The organism is Streptomyces sp. NPDC052701 (assembly GCF_040678355.1).
Taxonomy (GTDB): Bacteria; Actinomycetota; Actinomycetes; order Streptomycetales; family Streptomycetaceae; genus Streptomyces.
Window position 1 is genome coordinate 168697 of sequence record NZ_JBFATO010000014.1, and the last position, 22253, is coordinate 190949.

A 22253-nucleotide genomic window follows, 5' to 3' on the forward strand; every position below is an offset into this window, starting at 1 on the left:
GCGGCGATCCGGCCGCTGTGACACGCCCGTGAGCCCGCCCGGGGGAGACGGCGGAGACGGCGTCGGCCCGCGCCCGGACCCGCTCAGGACGGCCTGCCGCCGGCGGGCGGCCCGGCGGGGGCGCCGATCAGCATGGTGGGCGCCCCCGCGACGCGGGTCAGGAAGACGGTGGCCGCGTGCGGCCCCTGGGGCCTGACCTTCCTGCGCAGTTCCTCCGGCTCCACCGCCGACCCCCGCTTCTTCACGGTCAGCGTGCCCACCTCCCGCTCCCGCAGCAGCGCCTTCAGCTTCTTGACGTTGAAGGGCAGCCGGTCGGTGATCTCGTACGCGGTGGCGTAGGGCGTCGGACGCAGCTCGTCCGCGGTGACGTACGCGATCGTCGCGTCGAGCAGCCCGCCGCCGACCCGCTCGGCCACCTCGGCGACCAGATGGGCGCGGATGACGGCGCCGTCCGGCTCGTACAGGTAGCGGCCGGGCGGGCGGACCTCCGGGTCGGGCAGGCCGCGGGAGAGCAGGGTGCGGGGGCCCGGCAGCAGGGTGGCCCGCACCGCGCCCGGCTCGGTGCCGAACCACAGCACCGCCTCCTTCACGTCCCCGCCGTCGGAGATCCACTCGGCCTCGGCGTCGGAGGGAACCGCCTCGTGCGGCACACCGGGCGCGATCTTCAGCGCCGCGGCCCGGGACGCCCCGCGGGCCGCCCCGATCGCCCAGGACAGGGGCGGCGAGTACGCCTCGGGGGCGAAGATGCGACCGCGGCCGCCGCGCCGGGCCGGGTCGACGAAGACGGCGTCGTAGCCGGCCGTGTCCACCTCCGTGACGTCGGCCTCCCGCACCTCGACCAGTTCCGCGAGCCCCAGCGCCTCGACGTTCGCACGCGCCGCCGCCGCCGTCAGCGGGTCCCGGTCCACGGCCAGCACCCGGATCCCGGCGCGGGCCAGCGCGATCGCGTCGCCGCCGATCCCGCAGCACAGATCGGCCACGGAGGCGACGCCCAGCTCCCTGAGCCGCCCGGCCCGGTACGCCGCCACGCTCGCCCGGGTCGACTGCTCGACCCCGTTGGGCGTGAAGAACATCCGCTGCGCGTCCTCGGCCCCGAACTTCGCCACCGCACGCTGCCGCAGCCGCGCCTGCCCGAGCGCCGCCGACACCAGCCCGGCGGGATGCTCGCGGCGCAGCCGGGTGGCGACGGCGAGCTCCCGCGCCGGGTCGACACCGCGCACCTCCTCGAGGAGGGCGCGGCCTTCGGGGGTGAGGAGGGGGGCGAGGTCGTTCACCGGATCATTGTCGGTCAGCCGGCCGGCCGCTGGTCCTGTGGGCCGGTCGGTGGATGGTGCGGCTCGGGTCGCGGTGTCGGACCGGGCCGGGGGCGGGGTCCTGCGAGGATCCGGCTCCATGCGAGTAGTCGTACAAAATGATAAAAACCGGGTGCGCGGGAGAGTGTGGATCGGCCTCGCCGTGCTCGCAGCCACCGCCACCGCCGTCGCCTCGGGCTGCGGGCAGCGCGGCGACTCCGGGCAGCGCGGCGACTCCGGGCTGCGGCCGGCCGCCGGCCAGCAGCCCCTGGAGGCGCCCGCGGCCCGCGCCCTCGACTCCTACGCCACGAAACTGCGCGCGGCCCACGCCGCCCGGGCCGCCGCCGCGCGGCGCTGGGGCCTGCGGCGGGTCCCCCTGCCGGCCCCGCCGGCCCCCGCCCGGAAGCCGAGGATCACCACCCGCGAGGGCTTCGAGGTCGACGGCCACCGGGAACTGGGCCTCCCCCCGGTCTTCACCACGGTCCCCACCGAGGACAAGGTCGTCTTCCTCACCATCGACGACGGCGCCGAGAAGGACCCGGCGTTCCTGCGCATGATGAGCGACCTGAAGGTCCCCTACACCGCCTTCCTCAGCGACTACCTCGTCAAGGAGGACTACGGCTACTTCAAGAGGATGCAGGCCGGCGGGGTGACCCTGAACAACCACACGCTGCACCACCCCTACCTGCCCGGGCTGTCGTACGCCTGCCAGAAGCGCGAGATCTGCGGCATGCAGGACGTCATCGAGGAGCGCTACGGCACGCGCCCCGTCCTCTTCCGCCCGCCCTTCGGCAACTACGACAGGACCACCCTGCGCGCCGCCAAGGCCTGCGGCATCGAGTACGCCCCCCTGTGGAACGAGGAGGTCTTCGTCGACCGCTGGGAGTACCGCGAGTGGGACCGCGCCCTGCACCCCGGCGACATCGTGCTCAGCCACTTCCGCGGCCGGGGCGACTGGCAGGGCACCATGCCCGACATGATCCGCCGCTTCCTCGACAAGGTCACCGCCGAGGGGTACGCGGTGGGGCGGCTGGAGGACTACCTGTGAGGCGGCGCGGCCGGCTCGCCGCGGTCCTGGCCGCCGCCGTCCTGCTCGGCGGCTGCGAGGGGACCGTCCGGCCGGACGACCGGACGCGCCCCCCGGGGCCTGCGGAGCGGACGGAGGGGCGGGAGGCCCGCGCGGGGGCGCGGGAGGCCACCGCGGCAGGACAGGGGAAGGCGACCGGCCTCCCGCCCGTCGTGGACCGCGTCCCGACCCGGGACCCGGTCGTCTTCCTGACCTACGACGACGACGCCGAGCGGGACCCGCGCCTGGTCGACCTCGTGCGGGCCCGGCGGCTCCCGGTCGGCCTGTTCCTCACGGACCGGGTCGTGGGACCGGCCTACGGCCACTTCGCGCGCCTGCGCGCGGTCGGCGCGAGCATCCAGAACCACACCCTCGACCACGCCGCGCTGCGCGGTCTGCCCTACGCCGGCCAGCGCGCCGAGATCTGCGGCCAGCAGGACAAGCTCCGCGCCCGCTTCGGCGTCCGCGCCCACCTCCTGCGCCCGCCCCACGGCACCTACGACACGACGACCCTGCGCGCCGCCGCCGACTGCGGCATCGCGGCGGTCGTGCTGTGGCGGGTCTCGGTGCGGGGCGACGGGACGCCGGCCTACACCCGGGGCGAACGCCGTCTGCGGCCCGGCGACATCGTGGCCGTCGACCCGGACGCGGGTTCGACGGGCCTGCCCCTGGTGGAGCGCACACGCGCGCTGCTGCGGGAGATCGAGGCGCGGGGGCTGAGGGTCGGCCGGCTGGAGGACTACATCCCGCCGAGGGGTCCGCGCGTCGGCCGGTGAGGCGGGTTCCGGCCGACGCGCCGCGACTGATTGGCACTCCGCTTGACCGAGTGCTAACGACGGTCATAGTCTCGGCTCTGGCACTCCCACCCGGAGAGTGCCAACAAAGCGACGGGCAGGTCCGGCACCCGCGACGACGGATCGACCTGGTCGCCACCTCAGACAGTTAACCCCGTGAGATCTCCGAAGGGGGAGGTCGGATCGTGACGACCGCCAGCTCCAAGGTTGCCATCAAGCCGCTCGAGGACCGCATCGTGGTCCAGCCGCTGGACGCCGAGCAGACCACGGCCTCTGGCCTGGTCATTCCGGACACCGCCAAGGAGAAGCCCCAGGAGGGCGTCGTCCTGGCCGTGGGCCCGGGCCGCTTCGAGGACGGCAACCGCCTTCCGCTCGACGTTTCCGTCGGTGACGTCGTCCTCTACAGCAAGTACGGCGGTACCGAGGTGAAGTACAACGGCGAGGAGTACCTCGTCCTCTCGGCCCGCGACGTCCTCGCGATCATCGAGAAGTAGTTCACCCGGCTTCACCGAAGCGCCTCAGCTTCCAGCTGCGCCCCTGGCCCCCGCGACCGATAAGAAGCCGGGCGCCCGGGGCGCAGTTTCTTTACCCCTGACTTTCCGAGAGGGCTCCCGCTGCCATGGCGAAGATCCTGAAGTTCGACGAGGACGCCCGTCGCGCCCTCGAGCGCGGCGTCAACAAGCTTGCCGACACGGTCAAGGTGACGATCGGCCCCAAGGGCCGCAACGTCGTCATCGACAAGAAGTTCGGCGCCCCCACCATCACCAACGACGGTGTCACGATCGCCCGCGAGGTCGAGATCGAGGACCCGTACGAGAACCTCGGCGCGCAGCTGGTCAAGGAGGTGGCGACCAAGACCAACGACATCGCGGGTGACGGTACGACCACCGCGACCGTGCTGGCCCAGGCCCTGGTCCGCGAGGGTCTGAAGAACGTCGCCGCCGGCGCCTCCCCGGCCGCCCTGAAGAAGGGCATCGACGCCGCGGTCAAGGCCGTCTCCGACGACCTGCTCGCCTCGGCCCGCCCGATCGACGAGAAGTCCGACATCGCCGCCGTCGCCGCGCTGTCCGCCCAGGACCAGCAGGTCGGCGAGCTCATCGCCGAGGCGATGGACAAGGTCGGCAAGGACGGTGTCATCACCGTCGAGGAGTCCAACACCTTCGGTCTGGAGCTGGACTTCACCGAGGGCATGGCCTTCGACAAGGGCTACCTGTCGCCGTACTTCGTGACGGACCAGGAGCGCATGGAGGCCGTCCTGGAGGACCCGTACATCCTCATCCACCAGGGCAAGATCTCCGCGATCGCGGACCTCCTGCCGCTGCTGGAGAAGATCATCCAGGCGAACTCCTCCAAGCCGCTGCTGATCATCGCCGAGGACGTCGAGGGCGAGGCCCTGTCCACCCTCGTCGTGAACAAGATCCGCGGCACCTTCAACGCCGTCGCCGTCAAGGCCCCCGGCTTCGGCGACCGCCGCAAGGCGATGCTGCAGGACATGGCGGTCCTCACCGGCGCCACGGTCATCTCCGAGGAGGTCGGCCTCAAGCTCGACCAGGTCGGCCTGGACGTGCTCGGCACCGCCCGCCGCGTCACCGTCACCAAGGACGACACCACGATCGTCGACGGCGCCGGCAAGAAGGAGGACGTCGAGGGCCGCGTCGCGCAGATCAAGGCCGAGATCGAGACCACCGACTCCGACTGGGACCGCGAGAAGCTCCAGGAGCGCCTCGCGAAGCTGGCCGGCGGCGTGTGCGTGATCAAGGTCGGCGCCGCCACCGAGGTGGAGCTGAAGGAGAAGAAGCACCGTCTGGAGGACGCCATCTCCGCGACCCGCGCCGCGGTCGAGGAGGGCATCGTCTCCGGTGGTGGCTCCGCGCTCGTCCACGCCGTGAAGGTCCTGGAGGACAACCTCGGCAAGACCGGCGACGAGGCCACCGGTGTCGCGGTCGTCCGCCGCGCCGCCGTCGAGCCGCTGCGCTGGATCGCGGAGAACGCCGGCCTGGAGGGCTACGTCATCGTCTCCAAGGTCGCCGAGCTGGAGAAGGGCAACGGCTACAACGCCGCCACCGGCGAGTACGCCGACCTGATCAAGGCCGGCGTCATCGACCCGGTCAAGGTCACCCGCTCCGCCCTGGAGAACGCCGCCTCCATCGCCTCCCTGCTTCTGACGACCGAGACCCTGGTCGTCGAGAAGAAGGAGGAAGAGGAGCCGGCCGCCGCGGGCCACGGCCACGGCCACGCCCACTGAGTGAACCGCTCGTAGCAGGCCCCGGTCCTGGAAGGGACCGGGGCTTTGCCCTGTCCGGGACCGGGCGGTGTCAGCCGCCGTTCCGTACTGGGAACCGGACGGGGTCTGCGAGCACCGCCCCGCGCACCCTCCGCGTCCGCCAGGCGCGCGGCGGGAGTGACTTACACGACCTACTGGGGAAGGGCTTCCGCGAACTTCAGTTTGACCCTCCACCCTCGTCCACCGACTCCACGAAGCAGAGCCTGCGCCGCCAGTCGATGTACGCCACCAGCCAGCTGCGGCGTTCGTCCGGTGGATGCCGGGGGTGTCGCGGCCGGGTCGATGCCATGGTGCGGGCGGCCCCCCGTGTGCCGCCCGAGCGGGGGACCGAAGGCCCAGTGCTCCGCATCGCCGCTCGTCCGCTTTCCGGCAGTCGCCGGACACCTGAGTACGGATACTCAGAGGCTCATGATGGCCGGAACGGATGGGCGGACGACGGAGCAGCAGTAGCGTGCTTCCCGATCACCGCAGCGTTGCGGTTGCACGTTCACAACGACTCGGCGGCGTACGACACGGGGAGGGGAACCACGCGTGGCGTGGGAGGAGTGGGAGCAGCTCAAGGCCGCGGCGGCCGAACGGCACTCCGCACGGATGCAGCTCAACCAGTTGCCCGCCGACCAGGGTGGCAGCGGCGCTCACGACAGGCTCAGATCCGACAAGAAGGCGTGGTCCGCGGCCGGTGAGGGCGTGGGCGACTTACGGGACGACATCGGCAAGGCGCTGACGAAGTTGGAGAACGGCCAGACAGGGCTCGACAAGGGCTCTGGCTGTTTGACCGCTGTGGCCCAGAAGAGCGTGTACGACTCCTGGGAGCGTCGCATGAAGGACATCGGTGAGCTGTGTGGTGGGCTCGCCGGTGTGCTGGAGAAGGCGGGGAGCGACCAGATCAGAACCGATGAGGCCATCAAGGCCGAGATGGCCAGGCTGAAGGTCCACTCCGAGGGCACGTCTGCTCCCGACGGCTCCGGAAAGGGCCGGTGATCCGGAGGCATGGACCTCAAGACACTCAGGGCCGTCAACCCGTCCGAGTACGCGGAAGCGGCGGACGGATACCGAGCGATCAGCGACATGGCCGACGCGGCCAAGGACCGCATTGACAAGCAGATCACCCAGGCCATGCAGAAGGCCAACGAGGGTGAGGCGGCGGACGCGGCGCTGAAGCAGCTGGCCAAGCTGTCGGGGAACTTCCATTACACCCAGGTGGAATGCGGCCTGGTCAGCGGAGCGCTCAACGGTTTCTCGTCCGAGATCACCGCCCCGAGACGCCGCCTGCTCGAAGCGCTGGAGGACGCGAAGGCGCTGTCGTACACCGTGAACGCGGACGGCAGCGTCGTGTACCCCGCCGGTGGCGAGAACGTGCTGACCGGCGATGAAATCCCCGGTGGGACGATCAAGGGCAACACCGGTCTGTACACGCCCGGACTCGGTCCGGACACCGCCGGCCTGCACAGCCCCAACCCCCACCGCGCGAAAGCCCAGGACATCGCCGACCGCATCGCCCACGCCCTGCGGGAGGCCACGGAGATCGACGAGCGGTACAGCAAGGCGCTGGGGAAGCTGAAAGCGGCACCGGGGCTGACGGTCAACAAGAAGACGTGGGGTGACGCGGCATCCGATGCGTCAGCGGTGCGGTCAGCCGCGTCGGAGTACTTGAAGGACGACATCCCCACCGAGAAGCCGCCGGCCGACCGCAAAGCCTGGTGGGACAGTCTCTCGAAAGATCAGCAAGAGGAGTACCTGGCGATCTATCCCGATGTCATCGGGAACCTGGACGGCATCCCGGCCGTCGTACGGGACGAGGCGAACCGGGAGAACATTCAGCTTCTCATCGGAAAGCTTTCGGAGCGGCACGACGAGAAGTCGAGGATGATGCTGGACGGGCTAGAGTTGATTGACAACCAGTTGAGGAATCCCGATCCGAAGTTTCCGCCCATGTATCTGCTCGGAATCGGAGACGAGGGAGGTGGTCGGGCTATTGTCAGTTACGGAAACCCTGATGCATCGAAGAACGTTTCGGCCTATGTGCCCGGGCTGGGTACTTCCCTCGATGCCGACTTCGCCAGGAACGATCTCAAAAGGGCGCGTGACACGGCAAAAGAAGCTCAGTTCTACGACCCGTCCACTGCTTCGATCGTCTGGCTGGGATATGATGCTCCACAAATGCCCGCGTCCGAAGTCGTGGACAATGCGGACGTAATGTCAATGGATGACGCCAAGGCGGGCGCCATTTCTTACAATCAGTTCATGGCGGGCATCTCGGCCACCAATGAGAATCACGACCCGCACATCACTGCGATCGGCCACTCCTACGGATCGCTCGCCGTCGGCCAGGCGGCCCAACAGCAAGGCGGAATCCCGGGAGCCGACGATATCATTCTGGTGGGCAGTCCTGGCACCGGAGCTCACCATGCCGCAGATCTCAACGTAGGGAAGGGACATGTCTTCGTAGGTGCGGCGGACAATGATCCGGTGACCAAACTCCCCAACCATAATGAGGCCAGCGGGATCTTCACGGGCATCGCGGGCGGCGGATCCGCAGGCTTCGTCCTCGGTGGCGGGATGGCTGGGCCTGCCGGAGCTCTCTTGGGCGGAGCGTCGGGCGCTGTCGTGGGCGGGATCGCCGCGTACGAGGCTCAGGACGCCCAGACCGACCCCAACGAAATCTGGTTCGGGACCGATCCCGCCAGCGAGGAGTTCGGCGCCCATCGCTTCCGGGTGGACGACGGGCCGAGACCCTTCGTCGACGGACAAGGTCCGACACCTGCCCACTCGAATTACTTCAACCCTGAGAAGGACAAGGAATCCGCCAACAATATCGCTTTGATCGTGTCCGGAAATTCTAGTGAAATCCAGTTGGAGCGGCCTCGGTGAGGAAACGGTGGGGGACACTCCTGATCGCCGTGTCAGGCGTCATTGCACTGGGAGGCTGCGACGCGGTGCCCAGCGCCCCAGAAAAAGCATCCGGAGAAAGTCGCAGGACGGTCATGGGCATTACTATGCAGCAGGCGGCGGAACGTGCAGATGAGATGCTGGACGCGACTCTGGATGCGATCAGGCCGGAAGTTCACTGGACTCACAGCGGGACTTCCGCAGGAAGTTGCGATGTCTCTCGTTCGCGCACGGTGATGACCATCATCTCCAAGGAGCGTCGAGGGAACTTCCTCGGAGTCGTGCAACGGTTCTGGGAGAAGAGTGGGTACCAGATCAAGTCTGTCAACAAGAGCGAAAAATTCCCTGCCATTTTCGCTCAGTCGCCTGACGGGTTCGGTATCTCCCTTGTCGTCGGTGGCGCAGGGCAAGTTGCTTTCGAGGTCGATTCTCCCTGTGTCGAATCATCCGACGTTGCCGAACCCACGACTCCGGCCAACGGCCCCGACTATGACCACCCCGTCCCACGTCCCAACGTTCACTCCGACTTCTGGTCATCGACCACCCCGATCTCCCCTGCTTCACCGACAGCGTCGTCGGGCTGACATCGACCACGGCGGCGGATCCTTGGCGCGCCGTCACTCGCCCGGTCCTCTGGACGGACCGAAGCGGGAGAGGATGCGCGTGGGACTGCCGCCGGGTCTGGAGGTCATGGCCGAAGACGGGATCAGGGCGTCCGTGTGCAAGGCGAACACATCATGATCGATACTCGGGACACTGCCACGCCCGGCTGAAGCCCGCGCAGGAGCAGGCATGGGAGGAAGCAGGAGGGGGTGGCGATGAGCCGGGTGCTCTACGCGGAGGAGTCGTGGAACCCGCTGGCGCGGACCGTGGAACTCACCGGGGAGCGGCTGCGCAGGGGCCGCAGGACGACACCGCTCGAGGAGCTGAACCTCGCGGCCATGGCCGAGGCGTTCCTGCGGGGGTCCTGGCTCGGTGGCGGCGGCACGGAACGCCCCCTGGAGTGGGTGGCGGAGGGCCGCGGGGTCGTCCCGGTCACCCGGGTCACCGGCACCACCACGCCCCTGAAGGTGCACCGGGCCGCCGAGTTCGCCCGCGTCCTGGGCGAGTTGGCGGTCCGCGGGTGCGGCGGTCCGGACGCGGTGGCCGCCCTCGCCGCGCGGGCGCGGGAGGAGGGCGTACCGCTGTGGATCGCGCGCCGGTACGCGCCGGGCCCCGCCGGACCGATAGCCGTCGCCGTGGACCGGCGCCTGGTCCGGGTGGACGTCTGGGGCCCGCAGGCCCCCGCCGTACGCCTCAGGGCGCCGTACGGCTTCGACGCCGATTCGGACGCCCCGGACGGCGGCCTGCTCCTGACCGTCGGCGACGTCCCCGCACGGCTCGCCCTCCGGAAGAAGTTCCGCAAGTCCAGGAGCCGCGTCGAGATCCACCTGCCCGACCGGCAGTGGACGCTGCGGCGCGCGGACGCGGAGAGCTCGTGGCTGCTGCGCGACGACCGGCGCGTCGCCCTGCTGACTCGTCCGCCGCGGTGGCCGGAGCCCGCGCCCGGCACGGTGCTGCTGCCGCTGGCCTCCGTGCACCACGAGACCCCCGATCCCCTGGACGCCGTCATGGCCCACGCCGTCGCCGTGTCCTTCGGCCTCGGGGACACCACGGGTCTGGCCAGGTTCCGCTCGGGGCGCCGCTCCCGCGGGGAGGGCGGGGAGGCGGACGGCGAGATGTGGGACCGCCCCTGGTTCAGCAACCTCGGCCGCGGCCGGGACGACAACGAGCCCGGCGGCGGCGACGGCTGGGGCAGCGACGGGGGAGACGGCGGCGACGGCGGAGGCGGTGACGGCGGCGGGGGCGGTGACGGCGGCGGGGGCGGCGGAGGCGATTAGGCGGGCGGCGAACGCGCCCCGCCCACGCCCGCCGTCCCGTGCCCGGGTGCCGGTGAGCCGGGACAGCGGCGCCGGACCGGGCGGGTCCCGGGAGGCGCGGCCGGATTCTTGACGGACCCGGCCACGCCCGTCCGACGGGGCGTCAGCCCGCCCAGACCTCGGCCTCGTCGGCCGGGACGGTGGTGGCCAGGCCCAGTTCCTTGCGGGCGGCGACCGACTTGTTCGGGTCGGTGTCGGTGAACGCCGGGTCGTAGGCGGTGTAGAACGCGTCGGCGTCGGCGGCGTTCGCGGCCTTCTTCCAGTTCCCGGCCGCCTTCGTCAGCGTCGCGCGGAGCTTGCCGACCTCGGTGCCCTTGATGCCGCCCAGGCCCTCGACATGTGCGTCGAGGGCGGCCGCGACGGCCTTGGCCTGCGCCTTGTAGCCGGCCAGGTCGTCCTCGACGGTGTCCTTCTCGGGCTGGTTCGCCCACAGGGCCTCGTAGACCGCGTTCGAACCCTTCAGGTACGTGAGCTGCTCGGGCTTGAGGGACTTCGCGGTGTCCAGCGAGCCCTTGAACGTGGCGCCCTTCTCCGCGGTGTAGGTACAGCTCACCGCACGGTCGCCGGTCGCCCAGCTCTCCTTGGTCGGGGTGTAGTAGAAGAGGCTGACGCCCTGGGGGAGCGCCCAGGTGTCCGGGGCGTACTTCTGCGCCTCGACCGGGCAGCGCTCGTCCGCGATCGCCGAGATCCCGTCGTCGCCGGGGTACTTCTCGCCCTCGTCGACCGCGAACTCGCCGACGACCTGGCCCTCGTGTGCCTCGTCGCAGGGCACGATCTCGACGGCGTACGCCGTCCCCTCGGCCTTGCCGTTCGGGTTGTAGCAGTCGCCGAGGTCCAGCGAGAACACCGAGCGCTGGCGGGCCGCCTTCTTCGCGCCGTCCTTGGCGCTGTCGACGGCGTCGGAGACATCCGAGCACCCCACCGCGCCGATCGCGAGCAGAGCGGCGACGGCAGGTATGCCGCGAAGGGAACGATAGGGGGCACGGATTGCCATGACGTGTACATCCTCTTATGTGATCTTTATGAGGGGCGCGCGCATCGTATGCCATTTCTGTGGACCGGTGATGCGAGGGCCCTCACCTCATCGCGGCGTCTCCGACTCGCGACAGGCCGCGAAGGTTGTAGGCGGCGGATCGCTCAGGGCACTGCAGGCATGTCGGCGGGCGCGAACGACAGTGGGGTCCACGGAGACGTCCCGGTCGGTCCCACCTAGCCGCGTCGACCGCGGCCCGGACCTGCTGGAGCGGACGCTCCCGGGCGCGCGGGCACTGGTGAGCCGAGGCAGCGGCGGCACCGCGTCTCGTCGCCGACCGGCCGGAACAGCGTCGCCTGGACGTGGTCGCCCTCGCACTCCCGGAGGGCGGCCGGACGGGCGGGCGGGCCGGGTTCGGGGCCGGCGGCGGAGCGGTGTCGCCAGGGTTGGACACGGGCGGGTCCTCGCGGAGCAGGTGGGGCAGGAGGCTGCCGGGGCGGTGGACCGGGGGGTCGCCGTCGGGCAGGCCGCGCAGGACGTGGGTACGGACGGTGCTCGGGGTATGGCCCGCCGCGAGCCGGGCGGAGATGGGCCGCGCGAGTTCGTCGTGCATACCCCGGGGGATGCGGCGGAGCTCGGGGAGAGGTGGGGGAGGGCGGACGGAACGAGGGCGCGGGGCACCGGACCTGCCTCCGCCCCTCGGGGGACGGGAGGTGCCGTCCGGGGCCGGGTGGTGATGCGGACACCTGTCCCGTCCGGAGCGGGAAGGGGTGGCGGACGGCGCAAGAAGCCTCCATGGAGCGCGGGCGTACCCCGAATGGGCCGGTTCTCCTATGGCACGCCTGGACGAGCTGGCCCTAACCTGAACTCAAGGTGGCTCTTCGTGATCGACTGGGCACTGCTGGCAAAGGTGCAGCCAGGGATTTCGGCACTCGCCTGCGGCGGTGCACCGCCGACCACTACGCTTGACAGGCACCCGTTTTGGGCGGCTCGGGAAATCGGGGGGAGACTGCGGTGGTTCATGAGGGGCGACCCTTATGGCGTAGAAGCAGTGCCTGCGGCAACGAGACAGAGTGCGTGGAGGTGGCCGTGCTCGCGGGGCACGTCCTCGCGCGTGACTCGAAGCGACCCGCTGCGGTCGTGCTGCGCTTCACCGCCCTCGCCTGGACCGGCTTCCTCCGTGCTGTGGTACGAGAAGAACCAAGGAACGCATGACATCTTTACGGGCGGACAGCAGGAAGTGTGGGGCTGTTATGGACATCGAGAAGTCTGCAGCGCAGCGGCCCGGAGGTGGAGGCCGGTCGCGCTCCGTCGGCGTCGCGACCCCCGCGGTCCTTCTGCTCGCTGTCGGGGCGGTCGCCACGAGCACCGCGGCCGCTGCGTCCCTTCTGGTGGAGAGCGCGCTGGCGAAGCGGGTGCTCTGGATGGCCGTGCTCCTCACCGTCTCGGTAAGCGCGGGCCTGTGGTGCGGACGTCACTCCGTCATGGTTTCCCCACCGAGTCCTGATCGTCTTTCGCACGTTCCGCGGGCGGGGTCGCCTCGGTAGGGCCGTTCCTCCGGCGCTGCCACGCCTTCCCGACCCGCCAGGCGAGTGCGGCGACACAAGTGGCGAACAATACGCTGGCCACGGCCCAGATGACGGTCTCCCACGAGACGTCCCAGTATCCGTTGGCGAGCGCGAGCACGACGGTCACCCCGCTCACCAGCAAGAGGAGTCCGAGCACGGCGACGCAACCGACGATCCGTTCCTCGGACTCCGGGGATATGGAGGCGGGGTGCGTGTGTACGGGGTCCTCCGCCCGGTCCGACCCCCTGGCCTCCTCTGCGGGCTCCTCGCCGGCCGAGCCCGTGCGCTCCTGCCTTTCTCCGGAAACCAGCATCCGTTCCCGCAGGCGCCACCACGCTGCCCTCGTCACCTCGATCCTCCCCCCTGCTCATGCCACCGGCCGTCGGTTCCGCGGGACCCGGACCGGTCAGCCCCTGCCCAGGTCCTGCTCGACACGGCGGATCAAATTGAGCGATTCCGGGATTCCGAGGGCCAAGCGCGAGATCTGCTCCAGACACTCGTGGTAGCGCCCCAGCAGCTCGGGGTCCTCGCCCCCGGTCATGCTGCCAGTGGCGTACTCCAGGTACAGCAGGTCCTCGTCGTCGGTGAAGCCGAGCAGGACGAAACTGCCGAGGGTGCTGTAGTGGGCGCCCGCCTCGAAGGGCAGGACACGAATGGTCACGCCGGGCCGGTCGGCGAAGTTCAGCAACTGCCGGAGCTGCTCGGCCATGACCGCGCGGTCGCCGACCTGGCGCCGGACGGCGGCCTCGTCCAGGACGAACAGCGTCTCCTGGGGGCCCTGGCCTCCGAACATCCGCTCCTGGCGCTTCATCCTGAGGTCCACGATGCGCGTGAGCCGGTCGGCGTCGGAAACGCGGGGACGTAGGAGTTCCTCCGCGTAGCTGCGGGTCTGTAGATGGCCCGGCACCACGATCGGGTGGTACGTGGCCAGGCTGACGGCGGCGGTCTCGTACCCCAGGTACTGGGCGAACTGCGGATTGACGACGTCGTGGAAGCTCGACCACCAACTGGGCCCTTTGCTTCCGCGGGCCGCGGTCTCCAGTTCCTCGACCGCTGCGGGATCGGTGACGCCGTAGATCTGGGTCAAGGCGCGCAGGTCGGTCACGGAGACGCTCACCGTGCCGTTCTCCACCCGGACCAGTTTGGACAGGGACCACTCCAAGCGTTCCGCGGCCTCCCGCTGCGTGAGGCCGGCGTCCTCCCGGGCCCTGCGCAACGCGATACGCAGCTTTCGCCTGTTGAGGCTGGGATCAACAAAGGGTGTCATCGCCGCTCCTTCCGCCGTGCGCGTACCCGGGACCGTTTCTGCTATGCGCAGAACGCTTTTCCCAGTTCGCTTCACCCATTATGCCTATAGCTGAAAGCACATAGCAGAATGACATGAGCATGGTTGTCCTCAGGGTGTCGGGTTCCTGTCGGGTGACCCGCGGCGGGTCGTCCCGGAAGCGTAGGCGCCGCAACGTGAAGGGCCCCCACGATCGTGGGGGCCCGGGGGGCCGCTCTCCCTTCGTGCCGCGGCCCGGTCTCAGTCGATCCGGCGCCTGGGATACGCCCATGCTTCCCAGCGCATCCTGCATGCCCCGGCGAAAGTGGTCAGGTAGTGGAAAGGGGGCAGGCGCCCGCCGTCCTTCCGCAGCTCGTTGCGGTGGTTCATCATCTCCTCGAGGCGCCATTTCTCATCGGTGGGGAGGAGGGCGCTGATGAAGCGCAGCCTGAGGCCCACCCGGTTGTCCCGGTGGACGGCTGCGGATCGCTTCTCGTGCCGACTTCCCTTCCGCCTGGCCCCCCACAGGGAGACGAGCCGCCTGCCCACCCGGCCCAGAAACACGTCTAGCGGTTCGGGAAGCAGTTTGATCACTTGTGCTGTCGACTTCCTGCCGCGTCCCGCCAGGAGCAGGGCGAGGAGCGTGAGCAGGGTCGCCGAGACGAACAGAACCGCGGTGGCGAGAGCGGTGACCATCACTGTGCAGTCCGATCAGTCCGTAACGGGAGTGGAGGCTATGCCGGACTCCACCGGCCTCCTTCTCTTGGCCATGGCCAGGGCCAGGGTTACGCGGGCCTGCTCCGCGCCGTCCGTGGTGAACCGGTAGTAGCGGCGCCGAGGTCGGGGCGGGATGCTGGCGGCGTGCTCGTCGGGGTCCTCCCAGAAGCTCTCCAGTATCCCCGCTCGTTCGAGCCTGGCCAGGATGGGCTGGATGGTCCCGCTCTGCAGTCCCACCGCCTGACCGATTGCCAGCCCGTAGTGGGCTCGCGTCGGGTTCTGGAGCAGCTCCCTGAGGACCAGCTCGGTCTGCTTGGTCATTCGGAATCCACTCATACCTCCAACTCTACCTACCTTGTCCACGACTTATGTTGCTCTTACTGAAACACTCGGCGCCCGGGGTCCTCCACCGATCTAGCTAGGTTGTCTTCTACCTAAGTAGAGTTGTAGTGTCCGGTGGGACGCGACGAAAGGACGGTGTGTGACATGGCCGCGAAGAGGCAGAGCGGGAAGGGCGCCGACGGATGCGAGACGTGTGACGGCTCCGTGGAGCAGACGCCTGCCTGGGACTTCCGGCTCGACCGGTCGGGGCTGAACGTCAAGGCGGGCCGGTACCTGGAGCTGCGGATTTCCCTGGTGCTGCTGCTGTGGCTGGTCGCCGTCGTGAGCGGCTGGGGCTACTTCCAGTGGGGACAGCCGCCGCTGTCCTGACGCGACGACACCGACCCGTTCCCGTGCCGCGTTGCGAGGCCCCACCACCGGTGGGGCCTCTTGCCATGGGGTACGTCCACGCCGCGGTGCCCGCCGGCATCCCGACTCGCAGGTGTTCCCGGGTACGCCGACGGATGTCGAATCCCCCTCGGGACCGGGCCGGCACGCGAGCCGGGAAGGACCCGTGGGGAACCAGCGGCAACTACCTGTTCGGCCTGGAGATCCCGAGCCACCCGCCCTGGTGAGCCCGGGACCTCGACGGTCGAGGAGGCGGAAGCGAGGTCGGCAATGCGGTTCGGCAAGCCGAACTCGGCAGTCAGACGGGTGACCGCACCGTTCCGGCACCGTCTCGAAATTTCAAGGAACAACTCGTCCGGCGTCTCCCCGGTCACCACCCTCACCCCCGTACCGCGTTCCGTGATCGCGCCGGACGGACGCGGAGCATCCGGATCGCACCATCCGATCGACGGCCCCGCCCGTTCGGAGTGAAGCGCGAGGTAGGCGAACCGCTGGCCGAATTAACGAAGTTGACAGCTTCGTTCGAGCGATGGGCGAAGGCTGCAGCAAAGTCCGTCGTAGCAGGATGGAGAACGGGGGAGCGAAGTGGCTGGGAAGAGTGGGAGAGAGCCAAGGCGGCGGCGTCGGAGGGCCGGGCTGCCAGCCTCGTGCAGCAGCACGACCGCGCGGGGACCCGTCCACCACCCGCTGCCGCACCCGCTCCGCCGCCGGCCGCGTGCACGAGGCGAGCGCCGCGCCCGGCGTGCCCTTCGCCGTGAACTCGGCGTCCGCCGTCAGCAGCGCCTGCCAGCGCACCGACTGCTCCTCGGCCAGCTCCCGCAGGGCGTCCAGGAACACGGAGTTCGGCGACACCGCCACCTCTTACCGCACGGCGAGCGCGTCCGCCACACCCGGCGGATCCGCTCCCTTGAGGGTGAGCGTCAGGAAACCACCGAGGCGGTGCGCTTCCGTCAGCCGCGCGGACAGCACCTCCCGCGGGTCCCGGCCCTCGGCGACACGGCCCTGGGCCGCCGCGTACAGGGAACCGGTGCTGGTGGGCACGGAGGAGGACGGACCGAGCCGGCTGCCGCAGCCCTCCTCGGCCCTGGGGAAGAGGCGCCGCCGACCGGGATCCCGGTCGAGCGGGAAACCCGCCTCGGCCAGCTCGACGTACGTCGTCCCGTCCAGTACCGCAAGACCGGGGAACCGGGCCCGTACCCGGGACAGCAGGTCGTCCAGCGGGATGCCGCTCTCCGGGCGGACCCCGGCCGGGGCCTGGGAGATGCGCAGGGCGTGGCACAGCCCCAGGTCCGGCGGGAACAGCTCCAGGCGCGGGGAGAACGCCACCCCGCCCACCATCGACGCGGCCAGCTCCACCAGCCGGGTGCCGGCGAGCGGCGCCATGCCGTCCGGAGCCGGGACGGCGCGCAGCTCGCGCAGCACCGTCGTCCGGCCGGGCAGCGGCTCCCGGCGGGCCAGGTCGGCGGCCGTCTCGCCCAGGGCCGCCGCGTAGTCGGCGGGTTCGGCGGGCGTCGGGTCGTCGGCGCCCGGCCGGTCCTCCATCGGGACGACGATCCGGCCGCCGCGCCGCTGTACGGCCGGCCGCGCGGGCACCTCGGCGGGACTGCCGGGATCATCGGTGCCGGACTCGTCGTCCCGCTTGCGGATCTCCGCCTCGACCGCGGCGCGCACCACGGCCAGGGACCGTGCCAGGGTCTCGGCGGGGGAGCCGGCTCCCCCGCCGAGACCCTGGCACGCTCGCCGGTTCCTCGGCCGTGGACACCCGGTCCCGTTCGGCGGGGATCGCCACCAGCTCGTCGCGCACCCGGGTGAGCCAGGGCATCCGCGCCCACCGTGATCCCCCTGGGCGATCCGGTCCTCGATCCGGAACGAGGAGAGAAGTCGAAACCGCCGCGCGCCCGGCCGCCTACAACCGCTCCTCCCGCACCACGTCCAGGTCGGTGAACGTGGGTTCCTCCTCGCAGAGGGCGACCATCTCCCGGAAGATGCGGTCGGTCTCCGGCAGCTTGGAGTTCCGCATCGCCTCCTCGTACGAGGGGAACTCCACGATCTCGACGATGTGCGACGCGTCCGAGCGGTCCCTGCCGACCACCGCGTGCGTCGCCGTCCGCTTGCCCCTGGTCTGCTCGACCCATGCGTCCATCAGCCGGTTCACCTCGTCGAACCGGTCGGTCCTGCACTCGATGAGCTGTACGAAGGTCATGGTCCCGCCTCCGGCTCCCCCGGTCCGGTCGAACAGCACCATTCTCCGCCGGGCCACCGCCGCGCGCCTCTCCTGCCCGCTGCCTCGCCCGCACCGCGGAACCGCCCGGACCGCCCTTGCCTGCCCGGCCGGCTCACGCGCCGCGCGGGCCTGCCGGCGACTCCCGCGCAGCCCTTCCGGCGCCGCGCTACTGCGGCCCGTACTTCCGCCCGGTCTTCGAGGTGATTCCGCCGAGCATGCCGCGTGGCACCAGCTTCACCGCCCCCATCAGCGCCTTGTACCGCGGGTCCGGGACCGACAGCGTCTTGCCCCGGGCCAGGTCGCCGAGCGCCGCCGCGACCAGCTTGTCCGCGTCGAGCCACAGCCAGTTCGGGATGTTGTCCGTGCCCATGCCGGCCCGGTCGTGGAACTCTGTGCGCACGAAACCGGGGCAGAGGGCCATCAGCCGTACGCCGCTGCCGGCCAGGTCCCGCGCCACGCCCTGCGTGAACTGCACGACCCACGCCTTCGACGCCCCGTACGTGCCCCGGGGGACGAAGGCCGCCACCGACGCGACGTTGATCACTCCGCCGCGGCCCCGCTCCCGCATCGCCTCCGTCGCCGCCGACGTCAGCCGCAGCACCGCCTCGCAGTGCACCTTGAGCATCCTCAGCTCGTCGGCCATGGACACGTCGAGGAAGCGGCCCTTGTTGCCGAAACCGGCGTTGTTGACCAGCAGGTCGACGGGGTTCTTGCGGTCGCCCAGCCGGGCGGCCACCGCCTCGATGCCCTCGTCCTCCGCCAGGTCGGCCGTCAGCACCTCCGCCTCGATGCCGTGCCGGTCGTGCAGCTCGGTCGCCTGTTCCCGCAGCCGACGGGTGTCGCGGGCCACCAGCACCAGGTTGTGCCCGTCGGCCGCCAGTCGCCGCGCGAACGCGGCCCCGATGCCTGCCGTCGATCCCGTAATCAGAGCCGTTGTCATGGCCCAAGAGTAGTTACCCGGGCTGCGCGCGTCCGCTCGGCGCGGTGGGGGTCGCGCGGGGCGCTTTCCGCGGTGGGTCCAGCGGTCTCCACGGCGGTCCCCGCGACGATCCCCACGACCGGTTCCGCCGCGGGGGGCGAGGTGGGGGACGGGGCGGGCCGCGCGGGTCCGGCGCCGTCGTTCACGGCCCGTCGGTCCTCGGGACACGCTCCGACCCGCCCCTGGGCCAACCCCCGTCCGCCTCCGGGGTTTCCCCGGGGGCCTTGCGGCGCCAGGGGCGGCGGCACCGCAACCACCCGGCCGACTCGGTGACGTGACAGACCGACAGCCCCGGTGCGCCGCCCCGTCCTGCCCCGCCGCCCTCAGACGCCGTACTTCTCCCCGTACTTCTGCGCCATCTCCAGCGCCTCGGAATGCAGCGCCCCGCCCGCCGCGAGCAGCCGCGGCAGCAGTGTCCGCTCGGTGGTCACCGCCCGGAACTGCAGGGCGACCGTCACGTCGTGATCCGGCCGGTGCACGATCTCCACCGGGTCGCCCGCCCGTATCTCGCCGGCCTCGATCACCCGCAGGTACGCCCCCGGAGCCCCCCGCTCCGTGAACCGCTTCACCCACCTCTTTTCACCCAGATGGCCCTGGAAGGTGCGGCAGGGGATCCGGCCGGAGGTGACCTCCAGCACCACCGCGGACCCGATGCGCCAGCGCTCGCCGATCAGCGCGCCGGAGACGTCCAGGCCCCGCGTCGTGAGGTTCTCGCCGAAGACGCCGTCGGCCAGCGGCCGCCCGAGCTCGCGTTCCCAGTCGTCGAGGTCCTCGCGCGCCATCGCGTACACCGCCTGGTCGTCGCCGCCGTGGTGCCGCCTGTCGCACACGGCGTCCCCGGCCAGTCCGCTTGCGCCGACGCCCTTGGGCCCGGGCGCCGCCACCCGCACCGGTCCGGCCACCGGCCGCTTGTCGATGCCGGTCACGCCGTCCGGATGATCCGTGAACGGCACGGCCTTCGCGCGGCCCAGATTCACTGACAGAAGCCTCATGCCGGCACGGTAGGGGACAGCATCCCAAAGCGTCGACGCATTATTCGCCACCGATTCAAAGGTTCGCTTATTCTCGGAGCGTGATCGAAGCCCGTCATCTCCGCGTCCTGCGCGCCGTGGCCGCCACCGGTTCCTTCTCGGCCGCGGGGCGCGAACTGGGATGCACCCAGCCCGCCGTCAGCCAGCAGATGAAGGCCCTCGAGGCGTCGGTCGGCACACCGCTGCTCGTCCGCACCGGCCGCGAGATGCGCCTGACGCAGGCCGGTGAGGCGCTGGTGCGGCACGCCGCGGGCATCCTGGCCGGGCTCACCGCGGCCGAGGAGGAGGTCGCCGCCATCGCGGGACTGCGCGCGGGACGGGTGCGGCTCGTCTCCTTCCCCAGCGGCAGCTCCACGCTCGTGCCGACGGCCCTGGCCGCGCTGCGCGAGGCCCACCCCGGCACCCGGGTCTCCCTGGAGGAGGCCGAACCGCCCAGGTCCGTCGAGATGCTGCGCGACGGCGACTGCGACGTGGCGCTCGCCTTCCGCTACGCGGACGGGGCGGGCGCCGAGGAATGGGACGACCTCGTCGTACGGCCGCTGCTGGCGGACCGCCTCGTCGCGCTCGTGCCCGAACGCCACCGGCTCGCGCACGCGCAGTCCGTCGCCATCGGCGAACTCGCCGGGGAGCCGTGGATCGCGGGCTGCCCGCGCTGCCGCGGCCAGTTGGTCGAGGTCTGCGAGACGGCCGGCTTCACCCCGCGCATCGACTTCGCGACCGACGACTACCCGGCCGTCGTCGGCCTGGTCGGCGCCGGGCTCGGTGTCGCCGTCCTGCCGCAGCTGGCCGTCGAGTCCGTACGGCCCAGGGGCGTACGGACCGTGACGCTGGAGCCGACGGTGCGACGGGAGATCGTCGCGCTCACGCTGCCCGACCTCGCGCAGGTGCCGGCCGTGGCGGCGACCCTGGACCAGCTGGCCCGGGCGGCGGCCCGGTAGGCCCCGGCCGCCCGGCGGCGAACGGCGGGGGCGCCGGACACGGGCGGGCCGCCCGGGGAAAGGCGGACGGGCCGCCCGGGGGAGCGGACGGGGCGCCCGGGAAAAAACAAGGGCACGCGTACGCGTGCCCAGGTTGCAGAAACGTTCCTTCAAGTGTTCGACGTGGCGTGTCCGCTGGCGGTCGACGCCGACACCAGCCGGTTGCGCGCCCGCCCCATGAGTTCTTCGCGCTCGTCCTCGGTCAGCCCGCCCCACACGCCGTACGGCTCGCGTACCGCCAATGCGTGGGCGGCGCACTCGGCGCGTACCGGGCACCTCATGCAGACCTCTTTGGCCGAGTTCTCGCGAGCACTCCGAGCCGCACCGCGCTCGCCCTCCGGGTGGAAGAAGAGCGAGCTGTCCACCCCGCGACAGGCAGCCAGCAGCTGCCAGTCCCACAGGTCCGCGTTCGGTCCGGGAAGGCGGGAGAAATCTGCCATTGCGTGACCCCTTGTAGCCGTTCTGGGCGGATCCGGTGTCCACGACCGTACAACTACGATCTAAGGAGATGAAAATATGACTCGTTGCGAATCTAGTCGCAGACACCAGCAAAGGGGAAGAAAAGGGTCTAAATGGGGCATAGGTTGTGATGAAAGATTGAGGGTCGGCTGTGCATGTCGGTACCGTGAGCGCCCCCTCACGTAGAGTGCCGAAGATGGCAGACAGCCCCGTAACTCTTTCGAGTGACCGTCGTTGAGAGTGCGAGGCGGTTGAAGGAACAAGCGCTCGGGCGGGCGTCCGAGACGGTCGACCGCACAGGTGACGATTTCGTACCAGCCTGGAGGCTCAAGGTGACGCGCATCAGCTGCGGAGGGCGGCCATGACTTCCGTCCTCGTCTGCGACGACTCCCCGCTTGCCCGAGAGGCGCTCCGCCGCGCGGTCGCGACCGTGCCCGGCGTCGAGCGCGTGACGACGGCTGCCAACGGCGAGGAAGTCCTCCGCCGCTGGGGTGCCGACCGCTCGGACCTGATTCTGATGGACGTGCGCATGCCCGGTCTGGGCGGCGTGGAGACCGTCCGGCGACTGCTCTCGGCCGACCCCGGGGCGCGCATCATCATGCTCACGGTCGCCGAGGACCTGGACGGCGTGGCGCTCGCGGTCGCCGCCGGGGCCCGCGGCTACCTGCACAAGGACGCGTCCCGCGCGGAACTGCGCGCGACGGTGACCCAGGCCCTCGCCGACCCGACCTGGCGGCTCGCCCCGCGCCGGCTGCGCTCGGCCGAGATGGGCGCCGCGCCCACGCTCACCGCGCGGGAGATCCAGGTCCTCGAAGGCATGAGCCACGGCCGCTCCAACGCCGAGATCGGCCGCGAGCTGTTCCTCTCCGAGGACACCGTCAAGACCCACGCCCGGCGGCTGTTCAAGAAGCTCGGCGCGTCGGACCGGGCCCACGCCGTGGCGCTCGGCTTCCGGTGGGGCCTGGTGCGCTAGGCCCCGCCTTCGGGCCTAGGTGTGCTGTCCGGACAGGTTGGTGACGCGGCTGGCGGGGGTTTGGCCGCCGATGCCGGTGTGGGGTCGGTGGTAGTTGTACCAGTCCAGCCAGTGG

At 70.7% G+C, this 22253-nt stretch carries 23 protein-coding genes and 1 pseudogene; 12 read left to right on the forward strand and 12 right to left on the reverse strand.

Annotated features, from left to right (window positions below; translation table 11 throughout):
- Positions 1 to 83: 83 nt before the first annotated feature.
- Positions 84 to 1274 carry a methyltransferase domain-containing protein gene (locus tag AB0L29_RS18540; RefSeq protein WP_365828350.1) on the reverse strand — a complete coding sequence of 397 codons (1191 nt, stop codon included), beginning with the start codon at positions 1272 to 1274 and terminating at the stop codon, positions 84 to 86.
- Between the two features lie 118 nt (positions 1275 to 1392).
- On the opposite strand from AB0L29_RS18540, the gene AB0L29_RS18545 reads away from it, so the two are divergent.
- From AB0L29_RS18545 to AB0L29_RS18580, 8 genes are all read left to right on the forward strand, one after another.
- A complete protein-coding gene (locus tag AB0L29_RS18545; RefSeq protein ID WP_365828352.1) occupies positions 1393 to 2340 on the forward strand; it encodes a polysaccharide deacetylase family protein in 948 nt (315 codons plus the stop codon).
- The gene (locus AB0L29_RS18550; RefSeq protein WP_365828354.1) at positions 2337 to 3134 is read left to right on the forward strand and encodes a polysaccharide deacetylase family protein; all 798 of its coding nucleotides are present in this window, start codon (positions 2337 to 2339) and stop codon (positions 3132 to 3134) included. The genes AB0L29_RS18545 and AB0L29_RS18550 overlap by 4 nt, the downstream gene beginning before the upstream one ends.
- 203 nt (positions 3135 to 3337) lie before the next feature.
- The gene (gene groES / locus AB0L29_RS18555) at positions 3338 to 3646 is read left to right on the forward strand and encodes a co-chaperone GroES (RefSeq protein WP_014178834.1); all 309 of its coding nucleotides are present in this window, start codon (positions 3338 to 3340) and stop codon (positions 3644 to 3646) included.
- Between the two features lie 125 nt (positions 3647 to 3771).
- A complete protein-coding gene (groL, locus tag AB0L29_RS18560) occupies positions 3772 to 5397 on the forward strand; it encodes a chaperonin GroEL (protein ID WP_365828356.1) in 1626 nt (541 codons plus the stop codon).
- 570 nt (positions 5398 to 5967) lie between these two features.
- Positions 5968 to 6417 (forward strand): hypothetical protein, encoded by a 450-nt coding sequence (locus AB0L29_RS18565; RefSeq protein ID WP_365828358.1) that lies wholly within the window; start codon positions 5968 to 5970, stop codon positions 6415 to 6417.
- Between the two features lie 9 nt (positions 6418 to 6426).
- Complete coding sequence (locus AB0L29_RS18570; RefSeq protein WP_365828360.1) at positions 6427 to 8307, forward strand: alpha/beta hydrolase; 1881 nt, start codon at positions 6427 to 6429, stop codon at positions 8305 to 8307.
- Positions 8308 to 8336: 29 nt separating this feature from the next.
- Positions 8337 to 8909, forward strand: coding sequence for a hypothetical protein (locus AB0L29_RS18575; protein WP_365828362.1), 573 nt, complete (start codon positions 8337 to 8339; stop codon positions 8907 to 8909).
- 234 nt (positions 8910 to 9143) lie between these two features.
- Positions 9144 to 10205, forward strand: a complete 1062-nt coding sequence (locus AB0L29_RS18580) for a hypothetical protein (RefSeq protein ID WP_365828364.1) — start codon at positions 9144 to 9146, stop codon at positions 10203 to 10205.
- A 142-nt stretch (positions 10206 to 10347) separates the two neighbouring features.
- Here the strand turns inward: AB0L29_RS18580 and AB0L29_RS18585 are convergent, their stop codons facing one another.
- The gene (locus AB0L29_RS18585) at positions 10348 to 11238 is read right to left on the reverse strand and encodes a septum formation family protein (protein ID WP_365828366.1); all 891 of its coding nucleotides are present in this window, start codon (positions 11236 to 11238) and stop codon (positions 10348 to 10350) included.
- A 1068-nt stretch (positions 11239 to 12306) separates the two neighbouring features.
- On the opposite strand from AB0L29_RS18585, the gene AB0L29_RS18590 reads away from it, so the two are divergent.
- The gene (locus AB0L29_RS18590) at positions 12307 to 12432 is read left to right on the forward strand and encodes a DUF397 domain-containing protein (RefSeq protein ID WP_365828368.1); all 126 of its coding nucleotides are present in this window, start codon (positions 12307 to 12309) and stop codon (positions 12430 to 12432) included.
- A 267-nt stretch (positions 12433 to 12699) separates the two neighbouring features.
- On the opposite strand, the gene AB0L29_RS18595 is transcribed toward AB0L29_RS18590, so the two are convergent.
- From AB0L29_RS18595 to AB0L29_RS18610, 4 genes are all read right to left on the reverse strand, one after another.
- Entirely contained in the window at positions 12700 to 13134 is a 435-nt protein-coding gene (locus tag AB0L29_RS18595; protein WP_365828370.1) for a hypothetical protein, read from the reverse strand.
- Positions 13135 to 13191: 57 nt separating this feature from the next.
- A complete protein-coding gene (locus tag AB0L29_RS18600) occupies positions 13192 to 14052 on the reverse strand; it encodes a helix-turn-helix transcriptional regulator (RefSeq protein ID WP_365828372.1) in 861 nt (286 codons plus the stop codon).
- Positions 14053 to 14310: 258 nt separating this feature from the next.
- On the reverse strand, positions 14311 to 14745 hold the full coding sequence (locus AB0L29_RS18605) for a hypothetical protein (RefSeq protein WP_365828374.1): 435 nt from the start codon (positions 14743 to 14745) through the stop codon (positions 14311 to 14313).
- A gap of 15 nt (positions 14746 to 14760) precedes the next feature.
- Positions 14761 to 15102, reverse strand: coding sequence for a helix-turn-helix transcriptional regulator (locus tag AB0L29_RS18610; RefSeq protein WP_365828376.1), 342 nt, complete (start codon positions 15100 to 15102; stop codon positions 14761 to 14763).
- A gap of 150 nt (positions 15103 to 15252) precedes the next feature.
- Between AB0L29_RS18610 and AB0L29_RS18615 the strand changes: the two genes are divergently transcribed.
- Positions 15253 to 15477 carry a hypothetical protein gene (locus AB0L29_RS18615; protein WP_365828378.1) on the forward strand — a complete coding sequence of 75 codons (225 nt, stop codon included), beginning with the start codon at positions 15253 to 15255 and terminating at the stop codon, positions 15475 to 15477.
- Positions 15478 to 16356: 879 nt separating this feature from the next.
- On the opposite strand, the gene AB0L29_RS18620 is transcribed toward AB0L29_RS18615, so the two are convergent.
- The 4 genes and pseudogenes from AB0L29_RS18620 to AB0L29_RS18635 all read right to left on the reverse strand — a co-directional run bounded on the left by AB0L29_RS18620 (position 16357) and on the right by AB0L29_RS18635 (position 19690).
- Positions 16357 to 17169 (reverse strand): hypothetical protein, encoded by an 813-nt coding sequence (locus AB0L29_RS18620; protein WP_365828380.1) that lies wholly within the window; start codon positions 17167 to 17169, stop codon positions 16357 to 16359.
- Between the two features lie 235 nt (positions 17170 to 17404).
- Positions 17405 to 17698 (reverse strand): annotated as a pseudogene (locus AB0L29_RS18625) (ester cyclase); the annotation flags it as partial.
- A gap of 187 nt (positions 17699 to 17885) precedes the next feature.
- A complete protein-coding gene (locus AB0L29_RS18630) occupies positions 17886 to 18659 on the reverse strand; it encodes an SDR family oxidoreductase (protein ID WP_365828382.1) in 774 nt (257 codons plus the stop codon).
- 362 nt (positions 18660 to 19021) lie between these two features.
- Positions 19022 to 19690: an MOSC domain-containing protein gene (locus AB0L29_RS18635; RefSeq protein ID WP_365828384.1), complete on the reverse strand. Its 669-nt coding sequence runs from the start codon at positions 19688 to 19690 to the stop codon at positions 19022 to 19024.
- Positions 19691 to 19770: 80 nt separating this feature from the next.
- Here AB0L29_RS18635 and AB0L29_RS18640 point away from each other — a divergent pair, with 80 nt between their 5' ends.
- Positions 19771 to 20667, forward strand: coding sequence for a LysR family transcriptional regulator (locus AB0L29_RS18640; protein WP_365828386.1), 897 nt, complete (start codon positions 19771 to 19773; stop codon positions 20665 to 20667).
- Between the two features lie 149 nt (positions 20668 to 20816).
- On the opposite strand, the gene AB0L29_RS18645 is transcribed toward AB0L29_RS18640, so the two are convergent.
- Positions 20817 to 21146, reverse strand: coding sequence for a WhiB family transcriptional regulator (locus AB0L29_RS18645; protein ID WP_365828388.1), 330 nt, complete (start codon positions 21144 to 21146; stop codon positions 20817 to 20819).
- A gap of 380 nt (positions 21147 to 21526) precedes the next feature.
- On the opposite strand from AB0L29_RS18645, the gene AB0L29_RS18650 reads away from it, so the two are divergent.
- Positions 21527 to 22138 (forward strand): response regulator transcription factor, encoded by a 612-nt coding sequence (locus tag AB0L29_RS18650; RefSeq protein WP_003948568.1) that lies wholly within the window; start codon positions 21527 to 21529, stop codon positions 22136 to 22138.
- A gap of 15 nt (positions 22139 to 22153) precedes the next feature.
- On the opposite strand, the gene AB0L29_RS18655 is transcribed toward AB0L29_RS18650, so the two are convergent.
- On the reverse strand, positions 22154 to 22253 hold a 100-nt coding region (locus AB0L29_RS18655), incomplete at its 5' end, for an integrase core domain-containing protein (protein ID WP_365828402.1).

What these genes read in the sequence shown, in the direction of transcription:
- AB0L29_RS18545 (WP_365828352.1), top strand. Translation starts at nt 1,393, where the DNA reads ATGCGAGTAGTCGTACAAAATGATAAAAACCGGGTGCGCGGGAGAGTG.
- groL (WP_365828356.1), top strand. Translation starts at nt 3,772, where the DNA reads ATGGCGAAGATCCTGAAGTTCGACGAGGACGCCCGTCGCGCCCTCGAG.
- AB0L29_RS18570 (WP_365828360.1), top strand. Translation starts at nt 6,427, where the DNA reads ATGGACCTCAAGACACTCAGGGCCGTCAACCCGTCCGAGTACGCGGAA.
- AB0L29_RS18580 (WP_365828364.1), top strand. Translation starts at nt 9,144, where the DNA reads ATGAGCCGGGTGCTCTACGCGGAGGAGTCGTGGAACCCGCTGGCGCGG.
- AB0L29_RS18585 (WP_365828366.1), bottom strand. Translation starts at nt 11,238, where the DNA reads ATGGCAATCCGTGCCCCCTATCGTTCCCTTCGCGGCATACCTGCCGTC.
- AB0L29_RS18600 (WP_365828372.1), bottom strand. Translation starts at nt 14,052, where the DNA reads ATGACACCCTTTGTTGATCCCAGCCTCAACAGGCGAAAGCTGCGTATC.
- AB0L29_RS18605 (WP_365828374.1), bottom strand. Translation starts at nt 14,745, where the DNA reads ATGGTCACCGCTCTCGCCACCGCGGTTCTGTTCGTCTCGGCGACCCTG.
- AB0L29_RS18610 (WP_365828376.1), bottom strand. Translation starts at nt 15,102, where the DNA reads ATGAGTGGATTCCGAATGACCAAGCAGACCGAGCTGGTCCTCAGGGAG.
- AB0L29_RS18615 (WP_365828378.1), top strand. Translation starts at nt 15,253, where the DNA reads ATGGCCGCGAAGAGGCAGAGCGGGAAGGGCGCCGACGGATGCGAGACG.
- AB0L29_RS18630 (WP_365828382.1), bottom strand. Translation starts at nt 18,659, where the DNA reads ATGACAACGGCTCTGATTACGGGATCGACGGCAGGCATCGGGGCCGCG.
- AB0L29_RS18635 (WP_365828384.1), bottom strand. Translation starts at nt 19,690, where the DNA reads ATGAGGCTTCTGTCAGTGAATCTGGGCCGCGCGAAGGCCGTGCCGTTC.
- AB0L29_RS18645 (WP_365828388.1), bottom strand. Translation starts at nt 21,146, where the DNA reads ATGGCAGATTTCTCCCGCCTTCCCGGACCGAACGCGGACCTGTGGGAC.
- AB0L29_RS18650 (WP_003948568.1), top strand. Translation starts at nt 21,527, where the DNA reads ATGACTTCCGTCCTCGTCTGCGACGACTCCCCGCTTGCCCGAGAGGCG.